This window comes from Pseudomonas sp. A014 (genome assembly GCF_052378495.1).
Taxonomy (GTDB): Bacteria; Pseudomonadota; Gammaproteobacteria; order Pseudomonadales; family Pseudomonadaceae; genus Aquipseudomonas; species Aquipseudomonas machongensis.
Map to the genome: position 1 here is coordinate 479,989 of NZ_CP199001.1, position 22,512 is coordinate 502,500.

At 62.3% G+C, this 22,512-nt stretch carries 22 protein-coding genes and 1 rRNA gene (1 of these 23 only partly in view); 13 read left to right on the top strand and 10 right to left on the bottom strand.

What is annotated here, in order from left to right; all coding sequences use genetic code 11:
- The first annotated feature begins 5 nt into the window (after positions 1–5).
- The 4 genes from ACTYOL_RS02230 to trpE all read left to right on the top strand — a co-directional run bounded on the left by ACTYOL_RS02230 (position 6) and on the right by trpE (position 4,105).
- Positions 6–833 carry an ABC transporter permease gene (locus ACTYOL_RS02230; RefSeq protein WP_054892233.1) on the top strand — a complete coding sequence of 276 codons (828 nt, stop codon included), beginning with the start codon at positions 6–8 and terminating at the stop codon, positions 831–833.
- Between the two features lie 230 nt (positions 834–1,063).
- Positions 1,064–1,738: a ribulose-phosphate 3-epimerase gene (gene rpe, locus ACTYOL_RS02235; protein ID WP_054892234.1), complete on the top strand. Its 675-nt coding sequence runs from the start codon at positions 1,064–1,066 to the stop codon at positions 1,736–1,738.
- The gene (locus ACTYOL_RS02240) at positions 1,735–2,553 is read left to right on the top strand and encodes a phosphoglycolate phosphatase (RefSeq protein WP_063542440.1); all 819 of its coding nucleotides are present in this window, start codon (positions 1,735–1,737) and stop codon (positions 2,551–2,553) included. The genes rpe and ACTYOL_RS02240 overlap by 4 nt, the downstream gene beginning before the upstream one ends.
- A gap of 70 nt (positions 2,554–2,623) precedes the next feature.
- On the top strand, positions 2,624–4,105 hold the full coding sequence (gene trpE, locus ACTYOL_RS02245) for an anthranilate synthase component I (protein ID WP_063542442.1): 1,482 nt from the start codon (positions 2,624–2,626) through the stop codon (positions 4,103–4,105).
- A 144-nt stretch (positions 4,106–4,249) separates the two neighbouring features.
- Here the strand turns inward: trpE and estP are convergent, their stop codons facing one another.
- A complete protein-coding gene (gene estP / locus ACTYOL_RS02250) occupies positions 4,250–6,151 on the bottom strand; it encodes an esterase EstP (protein ID WP_200602841.1) in 1,902 nt (633 codons plus the stop codon).
- A 361-nt stretch (positions 6,152–6,512) separates the two neighbouring features.
- Between estP and ACTYOL_RS02255 the strand changes: the two genes are divergently transcribed.
- The 4 genes from ACTYOL_RS02255 to ACTYOL_RS02270 all read left to right on the top strand — a co-directional run bounded on the left by ACTYOL_RS02255 (position 6,513) and on the right by ACTYOL_RS02270 (position 9,791).
- On the top strand, positions 6,513–7,106 hold the full coding sequence (locus ACTYOL_RS02255; RefSeq protein ID WP_054892238.1) for an aminodeoxychorismate/anthranilate synthase component II: 594 nt from the start codon (positions 6,513–6,515) through the stop codon (positions 7,104–7,106).
- Positions 7,107–7,115: 9 nt separating this feature from the next.
- A complete protein-coding gene (gene trpD / locus ACTYOL_RS02260) occupies positions 7,116–8,165 on the top strand; it encodes an anthranilate phosphoribosyltransferase (protein WP_444757487.1) in 1,050 nt (349 codons plus the stop codon).
- The gene (gene trpC / locus ACTYOL_RS02265) at positions 8,162–8,995 is read left to right on the top strand and encodes an indole-3-glycerol phosphate synthase TrpC (protein ID WP_153772380.1); all 834 of its coding nucleotides are present in this window, start codon (positions 8,162–8,164) and stop codon (positions 8,993–8,995) included. The genes trpD and trpC overlap by 4 nt, the downstream gene beginning before the upstream one ends.
- A 91-nt stretch (positions 8,996–9,086) precedes the next feature.
- Positions 9,087–9,791, top strand: a complete 705-nt coding sequence (locus ACTYOL_RS02270; protein ID WP_063542450.1) for a lipoate--protein ligase family protein — start codon at positions 9,087–9,089, stop codon at positions 9,789–9,791.
- On the opposite strand, the gene crp is transcribed toward ACTYOL_RS02270, so the two are convergent.
- Entirely contained in the window at positions 9,788–10,432 is a 645-nt protein-coding gene (crp, locus tag ACTYOL_RS02275; RefSeq protein WP_054925379.1) for a cAMP-activated global transcriptional regulator CRP, read from the bottom strand. The genes ACTYOL_RS02270 and crp overlap by 4 nt on opposite strands.
- Before the next feature lie 190 nt (positions 10,433–10,622).
- On the opposite strand from crp, the gene ACTYOL_RS02280 reads away from it, so the two are divergent.
- The gene (locus ACTYOL_RS02280) at positions 10,623–11,045 is read left to right on the top strand and encodes an OsmC family protein (protein WP_028689009.1); all 423 of its coding nucleotides are present in this window, start codon (positions 10,623–10,625) and stop codon (positions 11,043–11,045) included.
- A 28-nt stretch (positions 11,046–11,073) separates the two neighbouring features.
- Here the strand turns inward: ACTYOL_RS02280 and ACTYOL_RS02285 are convergent, their stop codons facing one another.
- The 6 genes from ACTYOL_RS02285 to hemJ all read right to left on the bottom strand — a co-directional run bounded on the left by ACTYOL_RS02285 (position 11,074) and on the right by hemJ (position 15,501).
- Positions 11,074–12,114 carry a DUF2157 domain-containing protein gene (locus tag ACTYOL_RS02285; protein WP_444757488.1) on the bottom strand — a complete coding sequence of 347 codons (1,041 nt, stop codon included), beginning with the start codon at positions 12,112–12,114 and terminating at the stop codon, positions 11,074–11,076.
- A 9-nt stretch (positions 12,115–12,123) separates the two neighbouring features.
- On the bottom strand, positions 12,124–12,771 hold the full coding sequence (coq7, locus tag ACTYOL_RS02290) for a 2-polyprenyl-3-methyl-6-methoxy-1,4-benzoquinone monooxygenase (RefSeq protein ID WP_112897195.1): 648 nt from the start codon (positions 12,769–12,771) through the stop codon (positions 12,124–12,126).
- 66 nt (positions 12,772–12,837) lie between these two features.
- Entirely contained in the window at positions 12,838–13,176 is a 339-nt protein-coding gene (locus ACTYOL_RS02295) for a histidine triad nucleotide-binding protein (RefSeq protein WP_151925239.1), read from the bottom strand.
- Between the two features lie 64 nt (positions 13,177–13,240).
- Positions 13,241–14,023 (bottom strand): SDR family NAD(P)-dependent oxidoreductase, encoded by a 783-nt coding sequence (locus ACTYOL_RS02300; RefSeq protein WP_197889816.1) that lies wholly within the window; start codon positions 14,021–14,023, stop codon positions 13,241–13,243.
- 75 nt (positions 14,024–14,098) lie between these two features.
- Positions 14,099–15,046, bottom strand: coding sequence for an NAD(P)H-dependent flavin oxidoreductase (locus ACTYOL_RS02305; protein ID WP_444757489.1), 948 nt, complete (start codon positions 15,044–15,046; stop codon positions 14,099–14,101).
- Positions 15,047–15,075: 29 nt separating this feature from the next.
- Complete coding sequence (gene hemJ, locus ACTYOL_RS02310) at positions 15,076–15,501, bottom strand: protoporphyrinogen oxidase HemJ (RefSeq protein ID WP_197889817.1); 426 nt, start codon at positions 15,499–15,501, stop codon at positions 15,076–15,078.
- Between the two features lie 141 nt (positions 15,502–15,642).
- Between hemJ and argC the strand changes: the two genes are divergently transcribed.
- Positions 15,643–16,677 (top strand): N-acetyl-gamma-glutamyl-phosphate reductase, encoded by a 1,035-nt coding sequence (gene argC, locus ACTYOL_RS02315; RefSeq protein WP_063542462.1) that lies wholly within the window; start codon positions 15,643–15,645, stop codon positions 16,675–16,677.
- A gap of 144 nt (positions 16,678–16,821) precedes the next feature.
- Positions 16,822–17,172: an iron-sulfur cluster insertion protein ErpA gene (gene erpA / locus ACTYOL_RS02320; protein ID WP_029615063.1), complete on the top strand. Its 351-nt coding sequence runs from the start codon at positions 16,822–16,824 to the stop codon at positions 17,170–17,172.
- Positions 17,173–17,226: 54 nt separating this feature from the next.
- Here the strand turns inward: erpA and ACTYOL_RS02325 are convergent, their stop codons facing one another.
- Both ACTYOL_RS02325 and ACTYOL_RS02330 read right to left on the bottom strand, forming a co-directional pair.
- On the bottom strand, positions 17,227–18,318 hold the full coding sequence (locus ACTYOL_RS02325) for an anhydro-N-acetylmuramic acid kinase (RefSeq protein WP_197889818.1): 1,092 nt from the start codon (positions 18,316–18,318) through the stop codon (positions 17,227–17,229).
- A 3-nt stretch (positions 18,319–18,321) separates the two neighbouring features.
- Positions 18,322–19,743 (bottom strand): peptidoglycan DD-metalloendopeptidase family protein, encoded by a 1,422-nt coding sequence (locus ACTYOL_RS02330; RefSeq protein WP_063542466.1) that lies wholly within the window; start codon positions 19,741–19,743, stop codon positions 18,322–18,324.
- Positions 19,744–19,976: 233 nt separating this feature from the next.
- Here ACTYOL_RS02330 and tyrS point away from each other — a divergent pair, with 233 nt between their 5' ends.
- Together tyrS and ACTYOL_RS02340 are read left to right on the top strand one after the other, a co-directional pair.
- Positions 19,977–21,176: a tyrosine--tRNA ligase gene (gene tyrS, locus ACTYOL_RS02335; protein ID WP_444757490.1), complete on the top strand. Its 1,200-nt coding sequence runs from the start codon at positions 19,977–19,979 to the stop codon at positions 21,174–21,176.
- Positions 21,177–21,749: 573 nt separating this feature from the next.
- Positions 21,750–22,512, top strand: a 16S ribosomal RNA gene (locus ACTYOL_RS02340); it runs 774 nt beyond the window's last position.

Below are 22,512 nucleotides of genomic sequence, written 5' to 3' on the forward strand. Positions count from 1 at the left end.
TTGTCATGCTGAGCCCTTACATGTCGCCCGTGGAGCGGGTCTGGTTCTACAGCCTGCGCATTCTCTGCGGCCTGATCCTGTTGTTCCTGGTCTTGCCGGTGCTGGTGATCATTCCGCTGTCGTTCAACAGCGGCAGCTTCCTGGTGTACCCGCTGCAGGGCTTTTCGCTGCAGTGGTACCAGGACTTCTTCGCCTCTGCCGAGTGGATGCGCGCGCTGAAGAACAGCATCATCGTCGCTCCGGCGGCCACGGTACTGGCCATGGTGTTCGGCACCCTGGCCGCGATCGGCCTGACCCGCGGCGACTTCCCCGGCAAGTCGCTGGTGATGGCGCTGGTGATTTCGCCAATGGTGGTGCCGGTGGTGATCATCGGTGTGGCCAGCTACTTGTTCTTCGCGCCGCTGGGGATGGGTAACAGCTTCATTTCGTTGATCCTGGTGCACGCGGTGCTGGGCGTGCCGTTCGTGATCATCACCGTGTCGGCGACCCTGCAGGGGTTCAACTACAACCTGGTGCGCGCCGCGGCCAGCCTCGGCGCCTCGCCCTTGCTGACCTTCCGTCGGGTGACCTTGCCGCTGATTGCGCCGGGCGTGATTTCCGGAGCGCTGTTCGCCTTCGCCACGTCCTTCGATGAGGTGGTGGTGACGCTGTTCCTCGCTGGCCCCGAGCAGGCCACCTTGCCGCGGCAGATGTTCAGTGGCATTCGCGAGAACCTGAGCCCGACCATTGCGGCGGCGGCCACGTTGCTGATTGCGTTTTCGGTAATCCTGCTGCTGACCCTGGAGTGGTTGCGCGGGCGCAGCGAGAAATTGCGGACCCAGCAGCCGGCCTGATCCTGCGGCGGCTGCACCGGCCTCATCGCGGGGCAAGCCCGCTCCCACAGTTGCCCCGCCGTTCATGAGGGCAGCGCTGTACTGGTAGGGGCGGGCTTGCCCCGCGATGAGGCCGGTACAGACAACCCCGGTTCCGTGCACCGTTCGACACCAATTGATACCAATCAGCCCCCGTCCACTTCCCTGAGTTACAATGCGCGCCACCGTGATTTCCACCACATAGGTGCGCCATGCAGCCCTACGCTATTGCCCCCTCCATTCTTTCCGCCGATTTCGCCCGCCTGGGCGAGGACGTCGACAAGGTTCTGGCCGCCGGGGCCGACATCGTCCACTTCGATGTCATGGACAACCACTACGTGCCCAACCTGACCATCGGTCCGATGGTCTGCACGGCACTGCGCAAGTACGGCGTGACCGCGCCGATCGATGTGCACCTGATGGTCAGCCCGGTCGACCGCATCATCGGCGACTTCATCGAGGCCGGCGCTACCTACATCACCTTCCACCCGGAAGCGTCGCAACACATCGACCGTTCACTGCAACTGATCAAGGACGGCGGCTGCAAGGCCGGCCTGGTATTCAACCCGGCCACCAGCCTGGACGCACTGAAATACGTGATGGACAAGGTCGACATGGTCCTGCTGATGAGCGTCAACCCCGGCTTCGGCGGGCAGAAGTTCATCCCAGGCACCCTCGACAAGCTGCGCGAGGCCCGCGCGCTGATCGATGCCAGCGGGCGCGATATCCGCCTGGAGATCGATGGCGGCGTCAACGTCGGCAACATCCGTGAAATCGCCGCTGCCGGCGCCGACACCTTCGTTGCCGGCTCGGCGATCTTCAACGCCCCGGACTACCAGGAAGTGATCGCCAAGATGCGCGCCGAACTGGCCCAGGCCCGCCCATGAGTGGCTTCGAGCAGCTGTTCCCCGGGACGCTGCCCAGGCTGGTGATGTTCGATCTGGACGGTACGTTGATCGATTCGGTACCGGACCTGGCCGCCGCCGTGGACCGCATGCTGCTCGAACTGGGGCGCCCGGCCGCAGGGCTGGATGCCGTGCGCCAGTGGGTGGGCAACGGTGCCGAGGTGCTGGTGCGCCGCGCCCTGGCCGGCGGCATCGAGCACGATGCCGTCGATGCGCAACTGGCTGAGCGTGCGCTGGCACTGTTCATGGAAGCTTATGGCGAAAGCCATGAGCTGACCGTGGTCTACCCAGGCGTGCGCGACACCTTGCGCTGGTTGCGCAAGCAGGGCGTGGAGATGGCGCTGATCACCAACAAGCCCGAACGCTTTGTCGGGCCGTTGCTGGACCAGATGAAGATCGGTCGCTATTTCCGCTGGATCATCGGTGGCGACACCCTGCCACAGAAGAAACCCGACCCGGCGGCGTTGCTGTTCGTCATGAAGATGGCCGGCATCGCGCCCGAGCAGTCGCTGTTCGTCGGCGATTCGCGCAGTGACGTGCAGGCGGCCAGGGCGGCGGGGGTCAAGAGCGTCGGCCTGACCTACGGCTACAACCACGGTCGGCCGATCGACGAGGAGTCGCCGAGCCTGGTACTCGACGATCTGCGCCTGCTGTTGCCCGGTTGCTTAGTCACCGACACTGGGATAACGTGGGCGGACCTTCAAGCCTCCCAAGACAGAGACTCCACTGTGGGTGTTACCGGCAAATTCTGGATGAAAGTCATCAAGGCCCTGGCCCGTTGGCGCTGGCGCGCCTGACCCCCGCTCGCCGGCGCCTGCCGGCCCGTCCGCTTGCCCGAACCCATTGCTGCTTGCCACGAGGCTACCCATGACCCGCGAAGAATTCCTGCGCCTGGCCGCTGCCGGCTACAACCGCATTCCCCTGGCCTGTGAAACCCTGGCCGACTTCGATACGCCGCTGTCGATCTACCTGAAGCTTGCCGACCAGGCCAACTCTTATCTGCTCGAGTCCGTGCAGGGCGGGGAGAAGTGGGGGCGCTATTCGATGATCGGCCTGCCTTCGCGCACGGTGATGCGCGTGCACGGCTACCGGGTGAGCATCCTGCACGATGGCGTCGAGGTAGAGAGCCACGAGGTCGAGGATCCACTGGCATTCGTCGAGTCGTTCAAGGACCGCTACAAGGTCGCCGACATTCCTGGACTGCCGCGTTTCAATGGTGGCCTGGTCGGCTATTTCGGCTATGACTGCGTGCGCTATGTCGAGAAGCGCCTGGGCGCCTGCCCGAACCCGGATCCGCTGGGGGTGCCGGACATCCTGCTGATGGTCTCCGACGCCGTGGTGGTGTTCGACAACCTGGCCGGCAAGATGCACGCGATCGTGCTGGTCGACCCGTCTGAGGAGCAGGCGTTCGAGCAAGGCAAGGCGCGTCTGGATGGCTTGCTCGACAAGCTGCGCCAGCCAATCACCCCGCGTCGGGGGCTGGACCTCAGCGGGCCGATGGCCGCTGAGCCTGAATTCCGCTCCAGCTACACCCGGGACGACTACGAGAATGCGGTCGGGCGGATCAAGGAATACATCCTCGCTGGCGACTGCATGCAGGTCGTGCCGTCGCAGCGCATGTCCATCGACTTCAAGGCTGCGCCCATCGACCTGTACCGGGCGCTGCGCTGCTTCAACCCGACCCCCTACATGTACTTCTTCAACTTCGGCGACTTCCATGTGGTCGGCAGCTCGCCGGAAGTGCTGGTGCGGGTCGAGGATAATCTGGTCACCGTACGTCCGATCGCCGGCACCCGCCCGCGCGGCGCCAACGAAGAGGCCGACCGTGCGCTGGAAGATGACCTGCTGTCGGACGACAAGGAAATCGCCGAGCACCTGATGCTGATCGACCTGGGGCGCAACGATGTGGGGCGTGTGTCGTCCACGGGCAGCGTGCGCCTGACCGAGAAAATGGTGATCGAGCGTTATTCGAACGTCATGCATATCGTCTCGAACGTCACCGGCGAGTTGGCCGAGGGGCTGACGGCGATGGACGCACTGCGTGCGATCCTGCCGGCCGGCACCTTGTCGGGCGCGCCGAAGATCCGGGCGATGGAGATCATCGACGAGCTGGAGCCGGTCAAGCGGGGTGTCTATGGTGGTGCAGTGGGTTACTTTGCCTGGAACGGCAACATGGACACCGCCATTGCCATCCGTACTGCGGTGATCAAGGACGGCGAACTGCACGTGCAGGCCGGTGGCGGCATCGTGGCCGACTCGGTACCGGCACTGGAGTGGGAAGAGACCATCAACAAGCGTCGGGCGATGTTCCGTGCCGTGGCGCTGGCCGAGCAGACGCCGCGCGGCTGATGGATGAAAAAACGGCGCTCTGATGAGCGCCGTTTTTTTGGTGGTGTGAGTGGGCTGCTGCGCAGCCCATCGCGGGGCCAGCCCGCTCCTACAGGTTCACTGCAATTTCTGTAGGAGCGGGCTGGCACCGCGACGGGTTAACCCTCAAAAGTCCAGGCTCACCGCCAGACTGACTCCCTGCTGACGCAGCTCATCACTCTTGCGCCAGTTGTAATTGCCCCGCAGGTTCACCCCCGGCACCAGTTCATGGCTGAGGCCCAGGCTCGCGCGGGTCAGGTTGCTGTGCGGCGTGTAGCCGGCGAGGGTGAAGTCGTTGCCCGGCAGGGTGGTCAGGTGCATGGTCAGGTCCTGGCGGTCATCCTCGAACTCGTGCTCGCGCGCGACCTCAGCGAACAACCGCGTGCTCGGCAGCACTTGCACACTGCCCAGCAGTCCTGCACCCAGGCGGCGGGATTTGCGGTCCTGGTCGTCGAAAGCCAGGGCCGTGGAGCGTCCGCTCTTCTCGTCATAGCCATCGACCTTGACTCGCGCATAGTCAGCGCTGATGAACGGCGCCAATTGCCAGCTGCTCGCGTCGGCGGCCAGGTTGTAGCCCAGTCGCCCGCTGATGGCCCAGGCCTCGCCATCGGTATCGCCTTTTTCGGTACGCTCGCTGGCACCCAGGGCGAAGCTGCGTTTGAGATCGCTGTAGTCCAGCTGCCCGGCAGTCAGCGTCGCATCGGCCCACCAGCGGTTCTCGCGGAACTGGGCGAAGGCACTGGCCAGGTAGCTGTCGAGCTTGTAGTCCGAGTCCTGTTGGCCTGCCTCCAGTTTCTGTCTGTAGACGCCGGCTGCCAGGCCGACGCGCCACGCATCATCGAGCCGGTAGCTGCCGCCGAGGGTCAGGTTGTAACCGCGGCCATCGCCACTTGCCGAACTGCGCTGGCTGCCGAAGTCCAGATCCTGGGCGCCAGTGGCGACGAAGGCTTGCCACTGACCAACTGCCTGCCAAGGTGTCTGCCACTGGTTGCGCAGCTCATCCTGATGGGCGCGCAGGCTGGCGTGGGCCATTTCCGGAAGCAGCGTCAGTTCCCAAGGGGCGGCGAGGATGGAGTAGGCGTAGTCGGCGATCAGTTGCTGGCCAGCAATGGTTGGGTGTACCGAGTCGTTGAACAGCAGCCGGGTTGGGTCGGGGTTGGTGCCGTTGGCGCCATAGACCGGGTTTTGCACGCAGCTGTCGCCGCTGTAGCAGGTACCGACCAGGTTCTGGTCGGCGGCCAGGCCGAACTCCGCCGGGCTGCGCAGCGCTTCGCCGAGCAGGGTGGGGATGTTCAGCGGGATGATTTCAGCGTCGATCTGGCGCAATTGGTTCAGTAGCGACTGGTTGAATACGCCCGAAAGCTGCGACAGCGGACCCTGCTGCGGCGTACCGCTGAAATTCGGGGTCTGCCCCAGGTCGGGCAGCAGCCACACCATGATGTAGCGCGCTCCGCCCTGCTGCAGGGCCTGGGCACTGGCGGCCAGCCGGGCGCCAGCGGCGGCGGCATCGGCGGGGCTGTTGACCTGCCCCTGCAGGAAGTCATTACCGCCACCGGTGATGTAGTAGAGGGCATTCGGGTCGGCTCGCAAGCCGTTGGCCAGGTAGCCGGGGCGCTCACGCAGGACGAGACCTGCGCCAGGGCGCCCGGGTGGAATCACCGCCTCGGAGGTGTCGGTGATCGAGTCGAGGATCTGCTGTGTCGTGTAGCCGCCGACGGCCCAGTTGTTGCCGTCGGGGCGACCTTGCACAAGATTGACCAGCGAGGTGGATGGGCCCAGTTCCGTGTCGGAAAAGCCCAGCTTCCCGCCAAGGATCATGGGTGACACCGGGGCATAGTTGCCGTTCGCATCGCGATTGGTGAAACGCATGCCCGGTGTGCCACCGGTGAGGTCAGGGAACTGCCCCGCATCGCTCAGGCTGTCGCCGAATACGATCAGCGAAGAGTACGGCGAGGGCGCCGCCATGGCCTGGCTGCAGGCGAGGGTGAGCAGGCACAGGGCCGTGCGCAGGAAAGGTGGCTGTCGCATGTGGAAGTTCCTTTTCATTGTTTTTATGGAGACAAGCCCGAAGACCTTAGCAAAAAAGCACGCAGTCCGTTCGTTCCCCAGTATTTGCGGCGTATTGCGCCTGTCGTCGCGGTAGGCTACTGTGCCGGGACGTATGAGCGAGAACTACCCCGTGTTGATCGTCAGCAAACTCCTGATGCGCGTTATCAAGGCTCACGCCCGTTGGCGTTGGCGCGCCTGACTCTTTCTTCTGCCGGTCCTGTCCGGCCCGCCCCCGTTTGCCCTCCTGTCGTTCCATCTTCGCTGTCGCGGTAGAGCCGCGCCCATGTCGAGGCAGGAAGGTTCGAAAGCACAGTCAGTAGATTCAAGAGGTTGAGCCCAGATGTTACTGATGATCGACAATTACGACTCCTTCACCTACAACGTCGTCCAGTACCTCGGCGAGTTGGGTGCCGAGGTCAAGGTCATTCGCAACGACGAACTGACCATCGCCCAGATCGAAGCCCTCAACCCGGAGCGCATCGTCGTCTCGCCCGGCCCTTGCACGCCCAGCGAGGCAGGCGTTTCCATCGAGGCCATCCTGCACTTTGCCGGCAAGCTGCCGATCCTCGGTGTGTGCCTGGGCCACCAGTCCATCGGCCAGGCGTATGGCGGTGACGTGGTGCGTGCCCGCCAGGTAATGCACGGCAAGACCAGCCCAGTGTTCCACCGCGACCTGGGTGTGTTCGCCGGCCTGAACAACCCGTTGACCGTGACCCGCTACCATTCGCTGGTGGTCAAGCGCGAAACCCTGCCGGACTGCCTCGAAGTCACCGCCTGGACTGCCCATGCAGACGGTTCGGTCGACGAGATCATGGGCCTGCGCCACAAGACCTTGAACATCGAAGGGGTGCAGTTCCACCCCGAGTCCATCCTCACCGAGCAGGGCCACGAGCTGTTCGCCAACTTCCTCAAGCAGACCGGCGGCCGCCGCTAAGGATCGATCATGGATATCAAGAGCGCGCTGAGCCGCATCGTCGGCCACCTGGACCTGTCCACAAACGAAATGCGCGATGTCATGCGTCAGATCATGACCGGACAATGCACCGAGGCGCAGATCGGCGCCTTTCTGATGGGCATGCGCATGAAGAGCGAGAGCATCGACGAGATCGTCGGCGCCGTTTCGGTCATGCGTGAGCTGGCCGACAAGGTCGAGCTCAAGAGCCTCGACGGCGTGGTCGACATCGTCGGCACTGGCGGCGACGGGGCCAACATCTTCAACGTTTCCACGGCTTCGGCCTTCGTGCTCGCCGCGGCCGGTTGCCCGGTGGCCAAGCACGGCAACCGCGCGGTGTCCGGCAAGAGCGGCAGCGCCGACCTGCTGGAGGCGGCCGGTATCTACCTGAACCTTACGCCAGTGCAGGTGGCCCGCTGCATCGATAGCCTGGGGATCGGTTTCATGTTCGCCCAGACTCACCACAGTGCGATGAAGCATGCTGCTGGCCCGCGCCGCGACCTGGGCTTGCGCACGCTCTTCAACATGCTCGGCCCGCTTACGAATCCGGCCGGTGTGAAGCACCAGGTGGTTGGTGTATTCACCCAGGCCCTGTGCCGCCCTCTCGCCGAAGTGCTACAGCGGCTGGGCAGCAAGCATGTGCTGGTGGTGCACTCCAAGGATGGCCTGGACGAATTCAGCCTGGCCGCGCCGACCTTCGTCGCGGAATTGAAGAACGGTGAGATCACCGAATACTGGGTCGAACCGGAAGACCTTGGCATGAAGAGCCAGAGCCTGCATGGCCTGGCGGTCGAGGACCCACAGGCTTCGCTGGCGCTGATTCGTGACGCCCTGGGCCGACGCAAGACCGAAAACGGCCAGAAAGCTGCCGAAATGATCGTGCTCAACGCTGGCGCCGCGCTGTATGCCGCCGACCATGCGATGAGCCTGAAGTCGGGCGTCGAACTCGCCCACGATGTGCTGCACACCGGCCTTGCCTGGGAAAAACTCCAGGAGCTGGGCGCCTTTACCGCGGTATTCAAGCAGGAGAACGGAGCATGAGCGTACCGACGGTGCTGGAAAGGATCATCGCCCGCAAGTTTCAGGAAGTGGCCGAGCGCAGCGCGCGCGTGAGCCTCGCCGAACTGGAGCGTCTGGCCAAGGGCGCCGATGCTCCCCGCGGCTTCGCCAACGCCTTGATCGAACAGGCCAAGCGCAAGCAGCCTGCGGTCATCGCTGAGATCAAGAGGGCCTCGCCGAGCAAGGGCGTGATCCGCGAGCACTTCGTGCCTGCCGAAATCGCGGTGAGCTACGAGAAGGGCGGCGCCACCTGCCTGTCGGTACTCACCGACGTGGATTACTTCCAGGGCGCTGACGAGTATCTGCAACAGGCCCGTGCTGCCGTGTCGTTGCCGGTGATCCGCAAGGACTTCATGGTCGATCCCTACCAGATCGTCGAAGCCCGCGCCCTGGGCGCCGACTGCGTGCTGCTGATCGTCTCGGCACTGGACGATGTGAAGATGGCCGAGCTGGCCGCCACCGCCAAGGATGTCGGTCTCGACGTGCTGGTGGAGGTACACGATGGCGATGAGCTCGAGCGTGCGCTGAAAACCCTCGACACGCCGCTGGTGGGGGTCAACAACCGCAATCTGCACACCTTCGAGGTCAGCCTGGACACCACCCTCGACTTGCTGCCGCGCATTCCGCGTGACCGCCTGGCGGTCACCGAGAGCGGTATCCTCAACCGCGCCGACGTGGAGCTGATGGAAATCAACGAGGTGTATTCGTTCCTGGTGGGCGAAGCCTTCATGCGCGCCGAGCAGCCGGGGTTGGAGCTGCAGAGGCTGTTCTTCCCGGATCAGGTGAAGAAGACTGTTCAGCCTCTGGACTGATCAAAAAACGAAGCCGGCTTGATGCCGGCTTTTTTGTATGACTGTTCTGGCCCTTTCGTGGGCCAGTGAACCAGATTTCCAAGGTGGATCAATGACCGATCAACCCCTGGCCCTCACCGTCGAACAGGGCCTGCATGCCGAACAGGAGCTGCTCGCCGCCGTCTGCCGTGGCGAGCGTGAGTCCGGCGTGCTGTTCTGGCGCCCCACCGATCATGCTCTGGTCATGCCGCGACGAATGAGTCGTCTCGACAACTTCGAAGCCGCCTGTGCCGAGCTGGCGATCGCTGGCTGGCCGGTGTTGCTGCGTGAAACCGGTGGAGAGCCGGTGCCGCAGTCCCATTCGACGGTGAACGTGGCGCTGGTCTACGTCGCACCGCGCAGCGAAGGTGACCACGGGCGTATCGAGAACGCTTACGAGCGCCTGTGCCTGCCGCTGTGCGATGTCTTGCGCGAATGGGGTGGTGTGGCGTCGGTCGGGGAGATCGACGGTGCGTTCTGCGATGGGCGCTACAACGTCAATCTCAACGGCCGCAAGCTGGTCGGCACTGCCCAGCGCTGGCGCCAGGGGCTGGGCGGCAAGCGCCCGGTGGTGCTGGTGCATGGCGCGCTGCTGCTGGACAACGAGCGCGAGTCGATGGTGGCGGCGGTCAACCGCTTCAACGACTGCTGTGGGCTTGAGCAACGTTGCCGCGCCGACAGCCATATTGCCTTGCATGAAGTGGTGCCCGCAGCCCCTTGGTTCGAACGGCTGTCCCAAGCCTACGCCGAGGTGATCGCGGCGCTGCCCAAGGATTAACGGGTGCCGTAGACCACCATGGTCTTGCCCTTGACCTGCACCAGGCTACGTTCTTCAAGATCCTTGAGCACCCGGCCGACCATCTCGCGCGAACAGCCGACGATCCGCCCGATCTCCTGACGGGTGATCTTGATCTGCATGCCGTCGGGGTGGGTCATGGCATCTGGCTGCTTGCACAGGTCGAGCAGACAACGGGCGACGCGGCCGGTGACGTCGAAGAAGGCCAGGTCTCCGACCTTGCGCGTAGTGTTGCGCAGGCGCTGGGCCATCTGGCTGCCAAGGGCGTAGAGAATGTCCGGATCGTGACGGGCCAGCTCGCGGAACTTGTCGTAGCTGATCTCGGCCACTTCGCACTCGGTCTTGGCCCGTACCCAGGCGCTGCGCTGCTGTTCGGGGCCCGCTGGTTCGAACAACCCCAGTTCACCGAAGAAGTCACCATTGTTGAGGTAGGCGATGATCATCTCATGACCTTCGTCGTCCTCGATCAGGATGGTCACCGATCCCTTGACGATGAACGACAGCGTCTCGGCCCGGTCGCCGGCGCAGATGATGTTGCTCTTGGCGGCATAGCGGCGGCGTTGGCAGTGCACCAGCAGCTTGTCGATATTCTTGATCTTGGCAGGGAGTGCTGAGGCTACCATCACGAAAATCCTGTTCGAGCGACGCAGAGGCATTTTTGTAGGAGGTTTCTGACGGCGGGCGCCAGTGATTTGGCGTCAGCTTATCAGACACTTCGGCTTTATCGGCATGAAACCCCAACGTCTTGAGCTTTTCCGACAGCGCTACAAGGTCTAAGCTGACGACCTTTTACGAAATCAGGAGTCCGGATAGATGAAGGCACGCATCCAGTGGGCCGGTGAGGCCATGTTCCTCGGTGAGTCGGGGAGTGGGCATGTCGTGGTCATGGACGGTCCTCCCGAGGCTGGCGGTCGTAACCTGGGCGTACGCCCGATGGAGATGCTGCTGCTCGGCCTGGGTGGCTGCAGCAGTTTCGATGTGGTCAGCATCCTGAAGAAATCCCGACAGGCGGTGGAAAGCTGCGAAGCTTTTCTGGAGGCTGAGCGCGCCAGCGAAGATCCGAAGGTATTCACCAAAATCCACCTGAACTTCGTGGTCAAGGGCCGTGGCCTCAAAGAGGCGCAGGTCAAGCGAGCGGTTGAGCTGTCGGCCGAGAAGTATTGCTCGGCATCGATCATGCTCGATCGTGCGGGTGTGGAGATCACCCATGGCTACGAGATCGTAGAGCTGGGTTGAAGTGGTGGGGCCGCCTGGCGGCCCCTTTTCAGTCGCGCAGGGCCGGTAACGCGTCGAGCAACCATTGCGGCAGCTTTGCCCGCAACGACTGGGTCAGGTGCTCGCGGCGTTTCTGGTAAGCCAACCCAAGGCCGATCACGCCAAGCCCGATCAGTGTGATCACTACCGGGAACAGCAACGACTCGGCGAACACGTCATACGACAGGTAGCCCAGGTACGCCGCCACGCCCATGGCGCCGAATACCATGAACATCGGTCGGCGCAGCAGCACTGCACATCCCATCAGGCCAAGGTTGATCAGACAATAGAGCGCCTTGCCCAGCTCACTGTCGCTGTTCATCGAAGTCAACCCGCCCCAGAATGCCAGAAGCCCTGCCAGATAGCCCCAGTAGGCGTAATCGCGGCGCGTGCGACCATCGACAGCCAGGAACACGGCCAGCAACAGCAGGCCGAACCACACCGAGACCTTCTGGCGCTGCTCCCAACTGAACACTTCGCCGTAGAACCATTCGCTGAGGTCCATGGACATGAACCACAAGGCCACGGCAATTGGCATCACGATGAAGGGGAAAGGCACCAGGCGCAGCATCGCCAGCCCGGCGACGACGGTTGCCGCTTCCATCAGCAGCCAACCGCCCTGTACGTAGGTGTAGTACTGGTGGTAGTCGAACTGCAGATCATCCAGCGGCCACCAGCCGAGCAGGCGCTCGATGGCGAAGACTGCCAATGGCACGATGCTCACGGCCACCGCAGCCAGAACGCCAGCAGCAATGGCCTGTCCACGGCGCTGGAGTGACAGGGCGAACAGGGTAAGCGCGGCGATATAGAGGAGGGCGACGGTCAGCAGTGCTGTATCACCAATGCGCATCCAGGCTTCGGTGAGCAACCAGCCCATGGCGGCCATGATCAGCAGGGCGCCGAAGTAGAAAGCGACATGGGCCAGCTGGAACCGGCCCTGTTGTTGCGGTTGCTGGCGCAGGAACTCGAGCAGCGCCCGATCCTGTCCTGGCTGGAGAATGCCGGCGCTTACGGCGCTGGCCAGGTCCTTGGCATCGAAGCGCTCGGTCATCGGCTCGTCCTAGATTCGGTAGGTGCTCTTGGTCATCACCTTGGCCAGCAGGCTCATGCCGAAACGCACCGGGGCAGGGAAGCGGTAGCCGCCTGCTTCCAGTGCGGATTCGGCGTGTTGCTCTTCATCGACGCGCATCTGCTCGAGAATGGCGCGGGATTTTTCGTCTTCCTCGGGGATCTGTTCGAGGTGCTCGTCCAAGTGCTTGCAGACCTGATGCTCGGTGGCGGCGACGAAGCCCAGGCTGACCTTGTCGCTGACCAGGCCGGCGAGGGCACCGATGCCGAACGACATGCCATAGAACAGCGGGTTGAGCACACTCGGATGACTGCCCAGCTGGCGGATACGCTGCTCGCACCAGGCCAAGTGGTCGATTTCTTCCTCGGCGGCATGTTCCATGGCCTTGCGTACCTGCGGTAGCTTGGCGGTCAGTGCCTGGCCTTGGTAGAGCGCCTGGGCGCAGACTTCACCGGTATGGTTGATGCGCATCAGGCCGGCGATATGGCGGGTCTGGGACTCGTCCAGCTCGGCATCCGGCTGGATGATCGCGGGCGAGGGACGGGAAGGTTGGCCGCTGAAGGGCAGCAAGGTGCGCATGGCGGTGTCAGCCTGCAGCAACAAGCGGTCGAGCGGTGAATAGTGACGTTCGGTAGCCATCGGGCACCTCCACTAAAGTGATGCCCGACAGTTTAACTCAATCATGCCGGATGGGATTGCCTTGGGTCAGCCCGGTGGCCAGTTCATCTGACGCTGGCCGAGCACGTGCATGTGGATGTGATAGACCGTCTGCCCACCCTTGGGGTTGCAATTCATGACCACGCGGAAACCTTCCTCGCAGCCCTGTTCGACGGCCAGGCGCTGGGCGGTGAACAGGATGTGGCCAGCCAGTGCCTTGTCCTCTTCGGTCAGGTGGTTGAGGGTCGGGATGTGCTTTTTCGGGATGACCAGAAAATGTACCGGCGCCGCAGGGGCGATATCCTTGAAGGCCAGGATCTGGTCATCTTCGTAGATGATATCCGCCGGGATTTCCCGGTTGATGATCTTGAGGAATAGATCGTCCACGTCACTTGCTCCTTGGTGAGGGTCGAAGCGCAGTGTACTCAGCGAAGCGCTGCTCGGACAGAGGTTACTCGGCGCCGATCGGGCAGTAGCGACGATGGATCACGCCCGCCAGCTTGCGGCTCACCCAGCGCGGCAGAAGGCGCGGGGCGAAGGCCAGCCAGCGATTGCGTCGGCCCGGCATGATCAGGGCGCGGTTCTTGTCCAGCGCACGCACTGTGTAGAGCGCCACTTCTTCGGCGCTCAGGCAGCGCGAACTGCCCTGCAGTCGCGGGATGTGTCGTTTTGCCGAGCGGATCGGGCCCGGGCACAACACCGACACCTTGATCCCGGTACGACGCAGTTCTTCGCGCAGGGCTTCCGAGAAACTCAATACATAGGCCTTGCTGGCGCTGTAGCACGCCATCCACGGGCCTGGCGCGGCGCTGGCCAGTGAGGCCACGTTGAGGATCTGGCCGCCACCGTGCACTGCCATCAGGTTGCCGATCGCGTGGCACAGCCGGGTCAGGGCGAGGATATTGACCTCCAGCAGGTCTTGTTCGTCGGCCCACTCATGGGCCAGGAAGGGCCCATAGGTGCGCTGGCCGGCACAGTTGACCAGCAGGTCGATGCGTCGCTCGCCCTCCTCCAGCTCAAGTACGAACCCCGACAGGCGCAAAGGCTGGCTAAGATCGCAGGCGCGCAGCAGAACCTCGACACCGAAGCGCTGGGTCAGCTCGATCGCGATCGGCTCAAGGGTTTCACGGTGGCGTGCCACCAGGATCAGGTTGCGCCCGCGCCGCGCCAGGGCCTCCGCCAGGGCCAGGCCCAGGCCGCTGGAAGCTCCGGTGATCATGGCGTAACGGGTCATGCAAGGCTCCTGGGGGCGGAAGAGGGCGCCTAGTGTACAGCTTGGCTGGGGCGGTTGTGGTCTTTTGCAGGGGCTTCAGCGTGCCAGTTCAGCGCTGCGAAGTTGCGCGGCCTGGTATTCGTCACGCAGGCGCTCGATCAGCGCTGCCGTATCGGGTAGGTCATGGATACCGCCCGCGCCCTGGCCAGCCGACCATACGGTTTTCCAAGCCTTGGCTTCTTCATCCAGCGGTTTGAGCTTGACCTCGCCCGGGTTGTGCTTGAGCGCGGCCATGTCGTAACCGGCATGCTCCAGGCTCTGGCGCAGGAAGCTGGCCGGCACACCCGACACCGCCGGGGTGTGGACGATGTCGGCAGCATGGGCATCGAGCAGCATTTTTTTGTAGGCGTCCTGGGCTTGGCTCTCGCGGGTGGCGATGAAGCGTGTGCCCATGTACGCCAGATCGGCGCCTAGAAGACGTGCTGCGAGGATTTCGTGACCGTGGTTGATGCAACCGGCCAGCAGCAGGGTCTTGTCGAAGAACTGACGGATCTCCGCGACCAGGGCGAACGGGCTCCAGGTCCCGGCATGACCGCCGGCGCCCGCAGCCACGGCGATCAGGCCATCAACGCCGGCTTCGGCGGCTTTCTCGGCGTGACGACGGGTGGTGACATCGTGGAACACCAGACCGCCATAGCCGTGCACTGCGTCCACTACCTCCTTCACCGCGCCCAGGCTGGTGATCACGATGGGAACCTGGTGCTCCACGCACAGGGCGAGATCGGCCTGCAGGCGCGGGTTGCTTGGGTGCACGATGAGGTTGACGGCATAAGGCGCGGGCGCATGCAACTGCGCGAGCCCTGCCTCGATCTCCTCCAGCCAGGCCTTGAAGCCGGCACTGTCGCGCTGGTTCAACGCCGGAAAACTGCCCACCACACCGTTGGCGCAGCAAGCCAGGACCAGCTGCGGGTTGGAAATCAGGAACATCGGCGCGGCAACCACGGGCAGTCGCAGACGGTGTTCAAGTGTTGCGGGCAGGGACATGGCAAGGCTCCTTTGCTCAGGGGGTATGCTCAGAACGGTTTGACCACCACCAGAATTACGACAGCCAGCAGGATCAATACCGGTACTTCGTTGAACCAGCGGTAGTACACATGGCTGCGGGTGTTCTGCCCGGCGGCGAAGCGTTTGCGCTGTGCGCCGCATACGTGATGGTAGCCGGTCAGCAGGATCACCAGGGTCAGCTTGGCGTGCAGCCAGCCCTGGCTCAGCCAGCCGGGCGTGAGGTAGAGCATCCAGATACCGAACACGTAGGTGGCGATCATTGCCGGGTTCATGATGCCGCGGTACAGCTTGCGCTCCATGATGACGAAGCGTTCCTGGCTGACGCTGTCCTGGCTCTGGGCGTGGTAGACGAACAGGCGCGGCAGGTAGAACAGACCGGCGAACCAGCAGACCACGCTGACGATATGCAGCGCCTTGATCCAGAGATAGAGCATGGGGGAGTTCCTTCAGGTTTTCACGGTGGTCAGATAGTAGTGGTCCGGCGCTACGAAGGGGTACCCAAGAGTTGTTACAGGCGTCACGTAACCCTATTATCGTGCGCTTTCCAGTGGTCTCGTTGATGAGGGGCAAGCGTTATGATCAAGGTCGGTATCGTCGGCGGCACGGGTTACACCGGTGTCGAACTGTTGCGCCTACTGGCACAGCACCCACAGGCCGAGGTAGCGGTCATCACATCGCGCTCCGAGGCGGGTGTCGCGGTGGCCGACATGTACCCGAACCTGCGCGGCCACTATGACGGTTTGCAGTTCAGCGTCCCGGACAGCAAGACGCTCGGCGCCTGTGACGTGGTGTTCTTCGCCACACCGCATGGCGTTGCCCATGCCCTGGCCGGTGAGTTGCTGGCTGCCGGGACCAAAGTCATCGACCTGTCTGCCGACTTCCGTCTGCAGGACGCCGTCGAGTGGGGCAAGTGGTACGGCCAGCCGCATGGCGCGCCGGAACTGCTCAAGGATGCCGTTTACGGCCTGCCTGAAGTGAACCGCGAGAAGATCCGCCAGGCGCGCCTGATCGCCGTGCCGGGTTGCTACCCGACCGCGACCCAGCTTGGTTTCCTGCCACTGCTCGAAGCGGGTCTGGCCGATCCGTCGCGCCTGATTGCCGACTGCAAGTCCGGTGTCAGTGGCGCAGGCCGCGGTGCTGCAGTGGGCTCGCTGTTCTGCGAGGCCGGCGAAAGCATGAAGGCCTATGCAGTCAAAGGGCACCGCCACCTGCCGGAAATCAGCCAGGGCCTGCGCCTGGCAGCGGGCAAGGATATTGGTCTGACCTTCGTGCCTCACCTGACTCCGATGATTCGCGGTATTCATGCCACCCTCTACGCGAATGTTGTCGACACCTCGGTCGACCTGCAGGCGCTGTTCGAGAAACGCTATGCGAACGAGCCGTTCGTCGACGTGATGCCGGCCGGTAGCCACCCTGAGACCCGCAGCGTGCGTGGCGCCAACGTCTGCCGTATCGCCGTCCATCGCCCGCAGGGTGGTGATCTGGTGGTGGTGCTGTCGGTGATCGACAACCTGGTCAAGGGCGCGTCCGGCCAGGCGGTGCAGAACCTGAACATCCTGTTCGGGCTGGATGAGCGCATGGGCCTGTCCCACGCTGGCCTGCTGCCTTAATCGTAGAGCAGGTGAATAGGCCCGCCTCGTGCGGGCCTTTTCGTTTGTGTCGACCAAAGCCGCACAATTCTTGACCAATTTTCTCGGAGAAGCGGATAATGCGCGTCATCGAGTTTTATGGCGGCTTACGCCGGGAGAACCAACATGAGCGTTGAAACCTTCACCCCCACCGCTTTGGAGTTTACCCAAGGGGCTGCGCACAAGGTGAAGACCCTGGTATCCGAAGAAGGCAATGATCGCCTCAAGCTGCGTGTGTTCGTCACAGGCGGCGGCTGCTCGGGTTTCCAGTACGGCTTCACCTTCGATGAGGACGTTGCCGAGGATGACACCATTGTCGAGCGCGAAGGCGTTTCGCTGGTCGTTGACCCGATGAGCTTCCAGTATCTGGCGGGCGCCGAAGTGGACTACCAGGAAGGCCTGGAAGGCTCGCGCTTCGTGATCAAGAACCCGAACGCCGCTACCACCTGCGGGTGCGGTTCGTCGTTTTCGATCTGAGTCGCGCTTGAACGAAAACGCCGCGCAATTGCGCGGCGTTTTCGTTTCTGTCGTTCAGGCTGGGTAGATCGCACCCAGTACTCGTAGCCCTCTGGCAGCCGTGACACTTGGGCGGTTAGCCGGAATGCCTTCGAGGCAGCAATGAGCCAGCCATGCGAATGCCATTGCCTCGACCCAGTCCGGATCGACACCTTGGGCGCTGGTGCTGGTCACTTTCGCGGCAGGCAGCAAGGCGGCCAGCCGGTTCATCAGGGTGCCATTGCGCGCGCCACCGCCGCAGACCATCAGGGCCTCGGTATCCTGCTGGGCATTGCGCAAGGCATCGGTGATGCTGCGTGCAGTCAGCTCCAGCAGCGTGGCCTGAACGTCTTCGTCGCGGTAGTGCGGCAACGTTGCCAGGTGGGAATCGAGCCAGGGCAGGTTGAATACCTCGCGCCCGGTGCTCTTGGGGCCGTTGCCGGCAAAGAACGGGTCGCTCAGCAGTGCCGCCAGCAATTGGTCCTGCACCTTGCCACTCGCCGCCCATGCGCCATCGGCGTCGAAGGTCTGGCCGCGCTTGCGCTCGATCCATGCATCCAGCAGCACATTGCCCGGACCGCAGTCGAAGCCATGTACCGGAGTGTCCTGGGCAATTAGGCTCAGGTTGCTGAAGCCGCCGACGTTGAGTACGGCCAGGCGCTGTCCCAGATGGCCGAACAGGGCTTCGTGGAAGGCCGGGACCAGCGGTGCGCCCTGGCCACCTGCAGCCACGTCGCGTCGACGGAAATCACCTACCACGCAGATGCCGGTCAATTCGGCGAGCAAGGCCGGATTACCGATCTGCACGGTGAAGCCTCGGGCCGGTTCGTGGCGGATGGTCTGGCCGTGGCTGCCGATGGCGCGGATGGCGCTGGGCTCGAGTTTCTGCTCGGCCAGCAATTGCCGGGTGCCTTCTGCAGCAAGGCCAGCCCAGCGGTTCTCGGCCAGCGCTGCCCGTGCGATCTCGTCAGGGCCGCTGGCGCAGAGGCTCAGCAGGTCCTGGCGAAGGTCGGAGGGCATGGGCAGGTAGCGGGTGGCGAGCAACCGGGGCTGCTCGCCTTGTTCGATCAGGGCAATGTCCAGGCCGTCAAGGCTGGTGCCGGACATCACCCCCAGGTAGAACGCCATGAATCAGCGCTTGTTGGCGGCGAGCAGCGTGGCCTTTTCCTGATCCATGCGAGCGATCAGGGGTTGGCTTTGCTGCATGAAGCGCTGGCGCTCGGCCTTGGCGATCGGATCGGCCATCGGCACCTTCTGGCTCAGCGGGTCGACATGGACGCCGTTGACCTGGAACTCGTAGTGCAGGTGTGGGCCAGTGGAGAGACCGGTGGTGCCGATATAGCCGATGATCTGGCCCTGTTTGACGTTGCTGCCGGTCTTGATGCCTTTGGCGAAGCCTTGCATGTGGCCATACAGGGTCTTGTAGGTGTTGCCGTGGGCGATGATCACGGTGTTGCCGTAGCCGCCACGGCGACCAGCCAGCTCGATGCGGCCATCCCCGGCTGCCTTGATTGGCGTGCCGCGGGGCGCTGCATAGTCGACACCCTTGTGGGCGCGAATCTTGTTCAGGATCGGGTGCTTGCGTCCGGCGGAGAAGCGCGAGCTGATGCGGGCGAAGTCTACCGGTGTGCGGATGAACGCCTTGCGCAGGCTGTTGCCGTCAGCGGTGTAGTAGCTGGTATTGCCCTGCTTGTTGGTGTAGCGCACGGCGGTGTAGGTCTTGCCGCGGTTGGTGAAACGCGCCGAGAGGATGTTGCCGGTGCCGATCACCTTGCCATCCATGACCTTCTGTTCGTAGACCACGTCGAATTCGTCGCCAGGGCGGATGTCCTGGGCGAAGTCGATGTCGTAGCCCAGCACGCGGGCCATATCCATGGTCAGGCTGTGGGAAAGGCCGGCACGTTGGGCCGAGGCCGAGAGCGAACTCTTGATGACGCCATGGGCGTAGGCGGTTCGCACCAGGGGCTTGGTGATTTCGCGCTCGAACGCGTAACCCTTGTCGGTCTTGTTCAGGCGGATGCTTTCGAGGTTGCTGACCTGGCTGTGCAAGCTGGCCAGTTGGCCGTCCTTGTCCAGCTCGAACTGCAGCACCTGGCCGTGTTTAAGCTGGCTGAACTGTTTGGCTTGCTTGTCGCTGGCCAGCACGTCATGCACGACGTTGGCAGGCAGGCCCACTTTGGCGAACAGCGTGGAGAGGGTGTCGCCACGGGCGACCACGACTTCGCGATGGCCGGGAGCCTTGTCTTGCGCCTTTTCCTGTGCGACGGGTTGCGGTTGCTCGGCGGCCTGTTCTGTAGCGGGTTCATCCCCTTCGATCTGGGCGAAGGGCGAGCCGGTGGATTCGGTGGACTGCACCAGCGGTGCGGCCTTGGATTCGTCCTTGAGTTGCTCGGCCGGGGTTTCGAGCTCGAGGCTGAGGGTGGTCTTCTTCGCTTCTACGTCGCTGGAGGGAAATACCAGCAAGGCCAGGCTGAGCAGGGCGGCGATGCCGCTGGCGGCCAACAGATGGCTTTTCGGATAAAGCGGGGGCGCTTTAGGCGTGTCGTTGGTCATAGATAAGGTGACTTTGAAAAAGTGAATGAAAAAGGTGACTGAATACGCTGAAAAAGATGAATGACATGATGAAGATGAAATAACTGTATAAAATATAACCAAATCCATTTTCGCGCAAGGGCGCGTAGACGCCGCAAGGCGCCTCTCGGGTCACATTCCTTTGCGAAACTTGTATTTGACGGCCGATCTTGTATGGTTGGTCCCCTTTGAATCTGAGCCTTGCGGGTCTGTCTATGAAGTCGGTTGAAGAGCAGCTGGCGCTTATCAAGCGCGGTGCGGAAGAGGTGTTGGTCGAGTCGGAACTGGTGGAGAAGCTCAAGCGCGGCCAGCCGCTGCGTATCAAGGCTGGCTTCGACCCAACGGCTCCTGATCTGCATCTGGGCCATACCGTACTGATCAACAAGCTGCGGCAGTTCCAGGAGCTGGGGCATCAGGTGATCTTCCTGATCGGTGACTTCACCGGCATGATCGGTGACCCGAGCGGCAAAAGTGCCACGCGCCCGCCGCTGACCCGTGAGCAGGTTCTGGACAACGCCGAAACCTATAAACAGCAAGTGTTCAAGATTCTCGACCCGGCCAAGACCGAGGTGGCGTTCAACTCCACCTGGATGGATACGCTGACCCCGGCCGACTTCATTCGCCTGGCGTCCCAGTACACCGTCGCGCGCATGCTCGAACGTGACGACTTCGACAAGCGCTACACCAGCCAGCAGCCGATCGCCATCCATGAGTTCCTCTATCCGCTGGTGCAGGGTTACGACTCGGTTGCGCTCAAGGCTGATGTCGAGCTGGGTGGTACCGACCAGAAGTTCAACCTGTTGATGGGGCGTGAGCTGCAGCGCGCCTATGGTCAGGAAGCTCAGAACATCGTGACCATGCCGTTGCTGGAAGGGCTCGATGGCGTGAAGAAGATGTCCAAGTCGCTGGGCAATTATGTGGGTATCCAGGAAGCGCCTGGCGTGATGTACAGCAAGTTGGTGTCGATTCCGGATACGCTGATGTGGCGTTACTTCGAGCTGCTGAGCTTCCGCTCGATGGAGGAAATCGATCAGTTTCGTGCCGATGTCGAGAAGGGCGCGAACCCTCGTGACATCAAGATCAAGCTGGCCGAAGAGATCGTGGCGCGTTTCCATGGTGAAGAGGCTGCGGCGAACGCTCACCGCGCTGCCGGCAACCGCATGAAGGATGGCGAGCTGCCGGAAGATCTTCCGGAGATCGAGGTGGTTGCGGCTGAGGCCCTGCCGATCGCGGCGGTGCTCAATCGTGCGGGCCTGGTGAAGAACTCGGCGCAGGCGCGGGATCTGCTAGGCAGTGGTGCGGTCAAGGTTGATGGTGCAGTCATCGACAAGGGCTTCATGTTTGCGCTGGGTACTACCCATGTGTGCCAGGCGGGCAAGAAGTCGTTTGGGCGGGTTACGCTGAAGGCTGAGTGATCACCTGATGGTGCAGCTATATATAGAAGCGGGGAGGCCGACAGGCCTCCCCGCTGTGTTTTCAGCGATCTGAAAGATTCTTGAAATAAAAGGTTGACGCTCTCTCAGATCCCCTTATAATGCGCCCCACTTCCGCAGCAAACGGAACGCAAAACTCCTTGCTAATCAAGGAGTTAAGCGAGTTCGGTGAGGCATGAAGGGCTTCGATCACCTGATCGGCAGCGGTGAAAAAGGCAGTTGACAGCATCTTTGAGTGCTGTATGATTCGCCTCCCGCTACGAGAGATCGCAGCGAGTCAAGTGTTTGAAGCTAAACGAGTTTCTCGGAAAAAACTTCAAAATAAACGCTTGACAGTAAATGAGGAAAGCGTAGAATGCGCGCCTCGGTTGAGACGAAAGGCTCTTAACCAAACGCTCTTTAACAAATCGAATCAAGCAATTCGTGTGGGTGCTTGTGAGTACGGACTGATAGTCGCCAAGATTATCAGCATCACAAGTGGCCATGCGAGAAATCACATAGTCATTTGAGATTGCTGAGCCAAGTTTAGGGTTTCTTAAAAACCCAAGCAGTATTGAACTGAAGAGTTTGATCATGGCTCAGATTGAACGCTGGCGGCAGGCCTAACACATGCAAGTCGAGCGGATGACGGGAGCTTGCTCCTTGATTCAGCGGCGGACGGGTGAGTAATGCCTAGGAATCTGCCTGGTAGTGGGGGACAACGTTTCGAAAGGAACGCTAATACCGCATACGTCCTACGGGAGAAAGCAGGGGACCTTAGGGCCTTGCGCTATCAGATGAGCCTAGGTCGGATTAGCTAGTTGGTGAGGTAATGGCTCACCAAGGCGACGATCCGTAACTGGTCTGAGAGGATGATCAGTCACACTGGAACTGAGACACGGTCCAGACTCCTACGGGAGGCAGCAGTGGGGAATATTGGACAATGGGCGAAAGCCTGATCCAGCCATGCCGCGTGTGTGAAGAAGGTCTTCGGATTGTAAAGCACTTTAAGTTGGGAGGAAGGGCAGTAAGTTAATACCTTGCTGTTTTGACGTTACCGACAGAATAAGCACCGGCTAACTCTGTGCCAGCAGCCGCGGTAATACAGAGGGTGCAAGCGTTAATCGGAATTACTGGGCGTAAAGCGCGCGTAGGTGGTTCGTTAAGTTGGATGTGAAAGCCCCGGGCTCAACCTGGGAACTGCATCCAAAACTGGCGAGCTAGAGTATGGTAGAGGGTGGTGGAATTTCCTGTGTAGCGGTGAAATGCGTAGATATAGGAAGGAACACCAGTGGCGAAGGCGACCACCTGGACTGATACTGACACTGAGGTGCGAAAG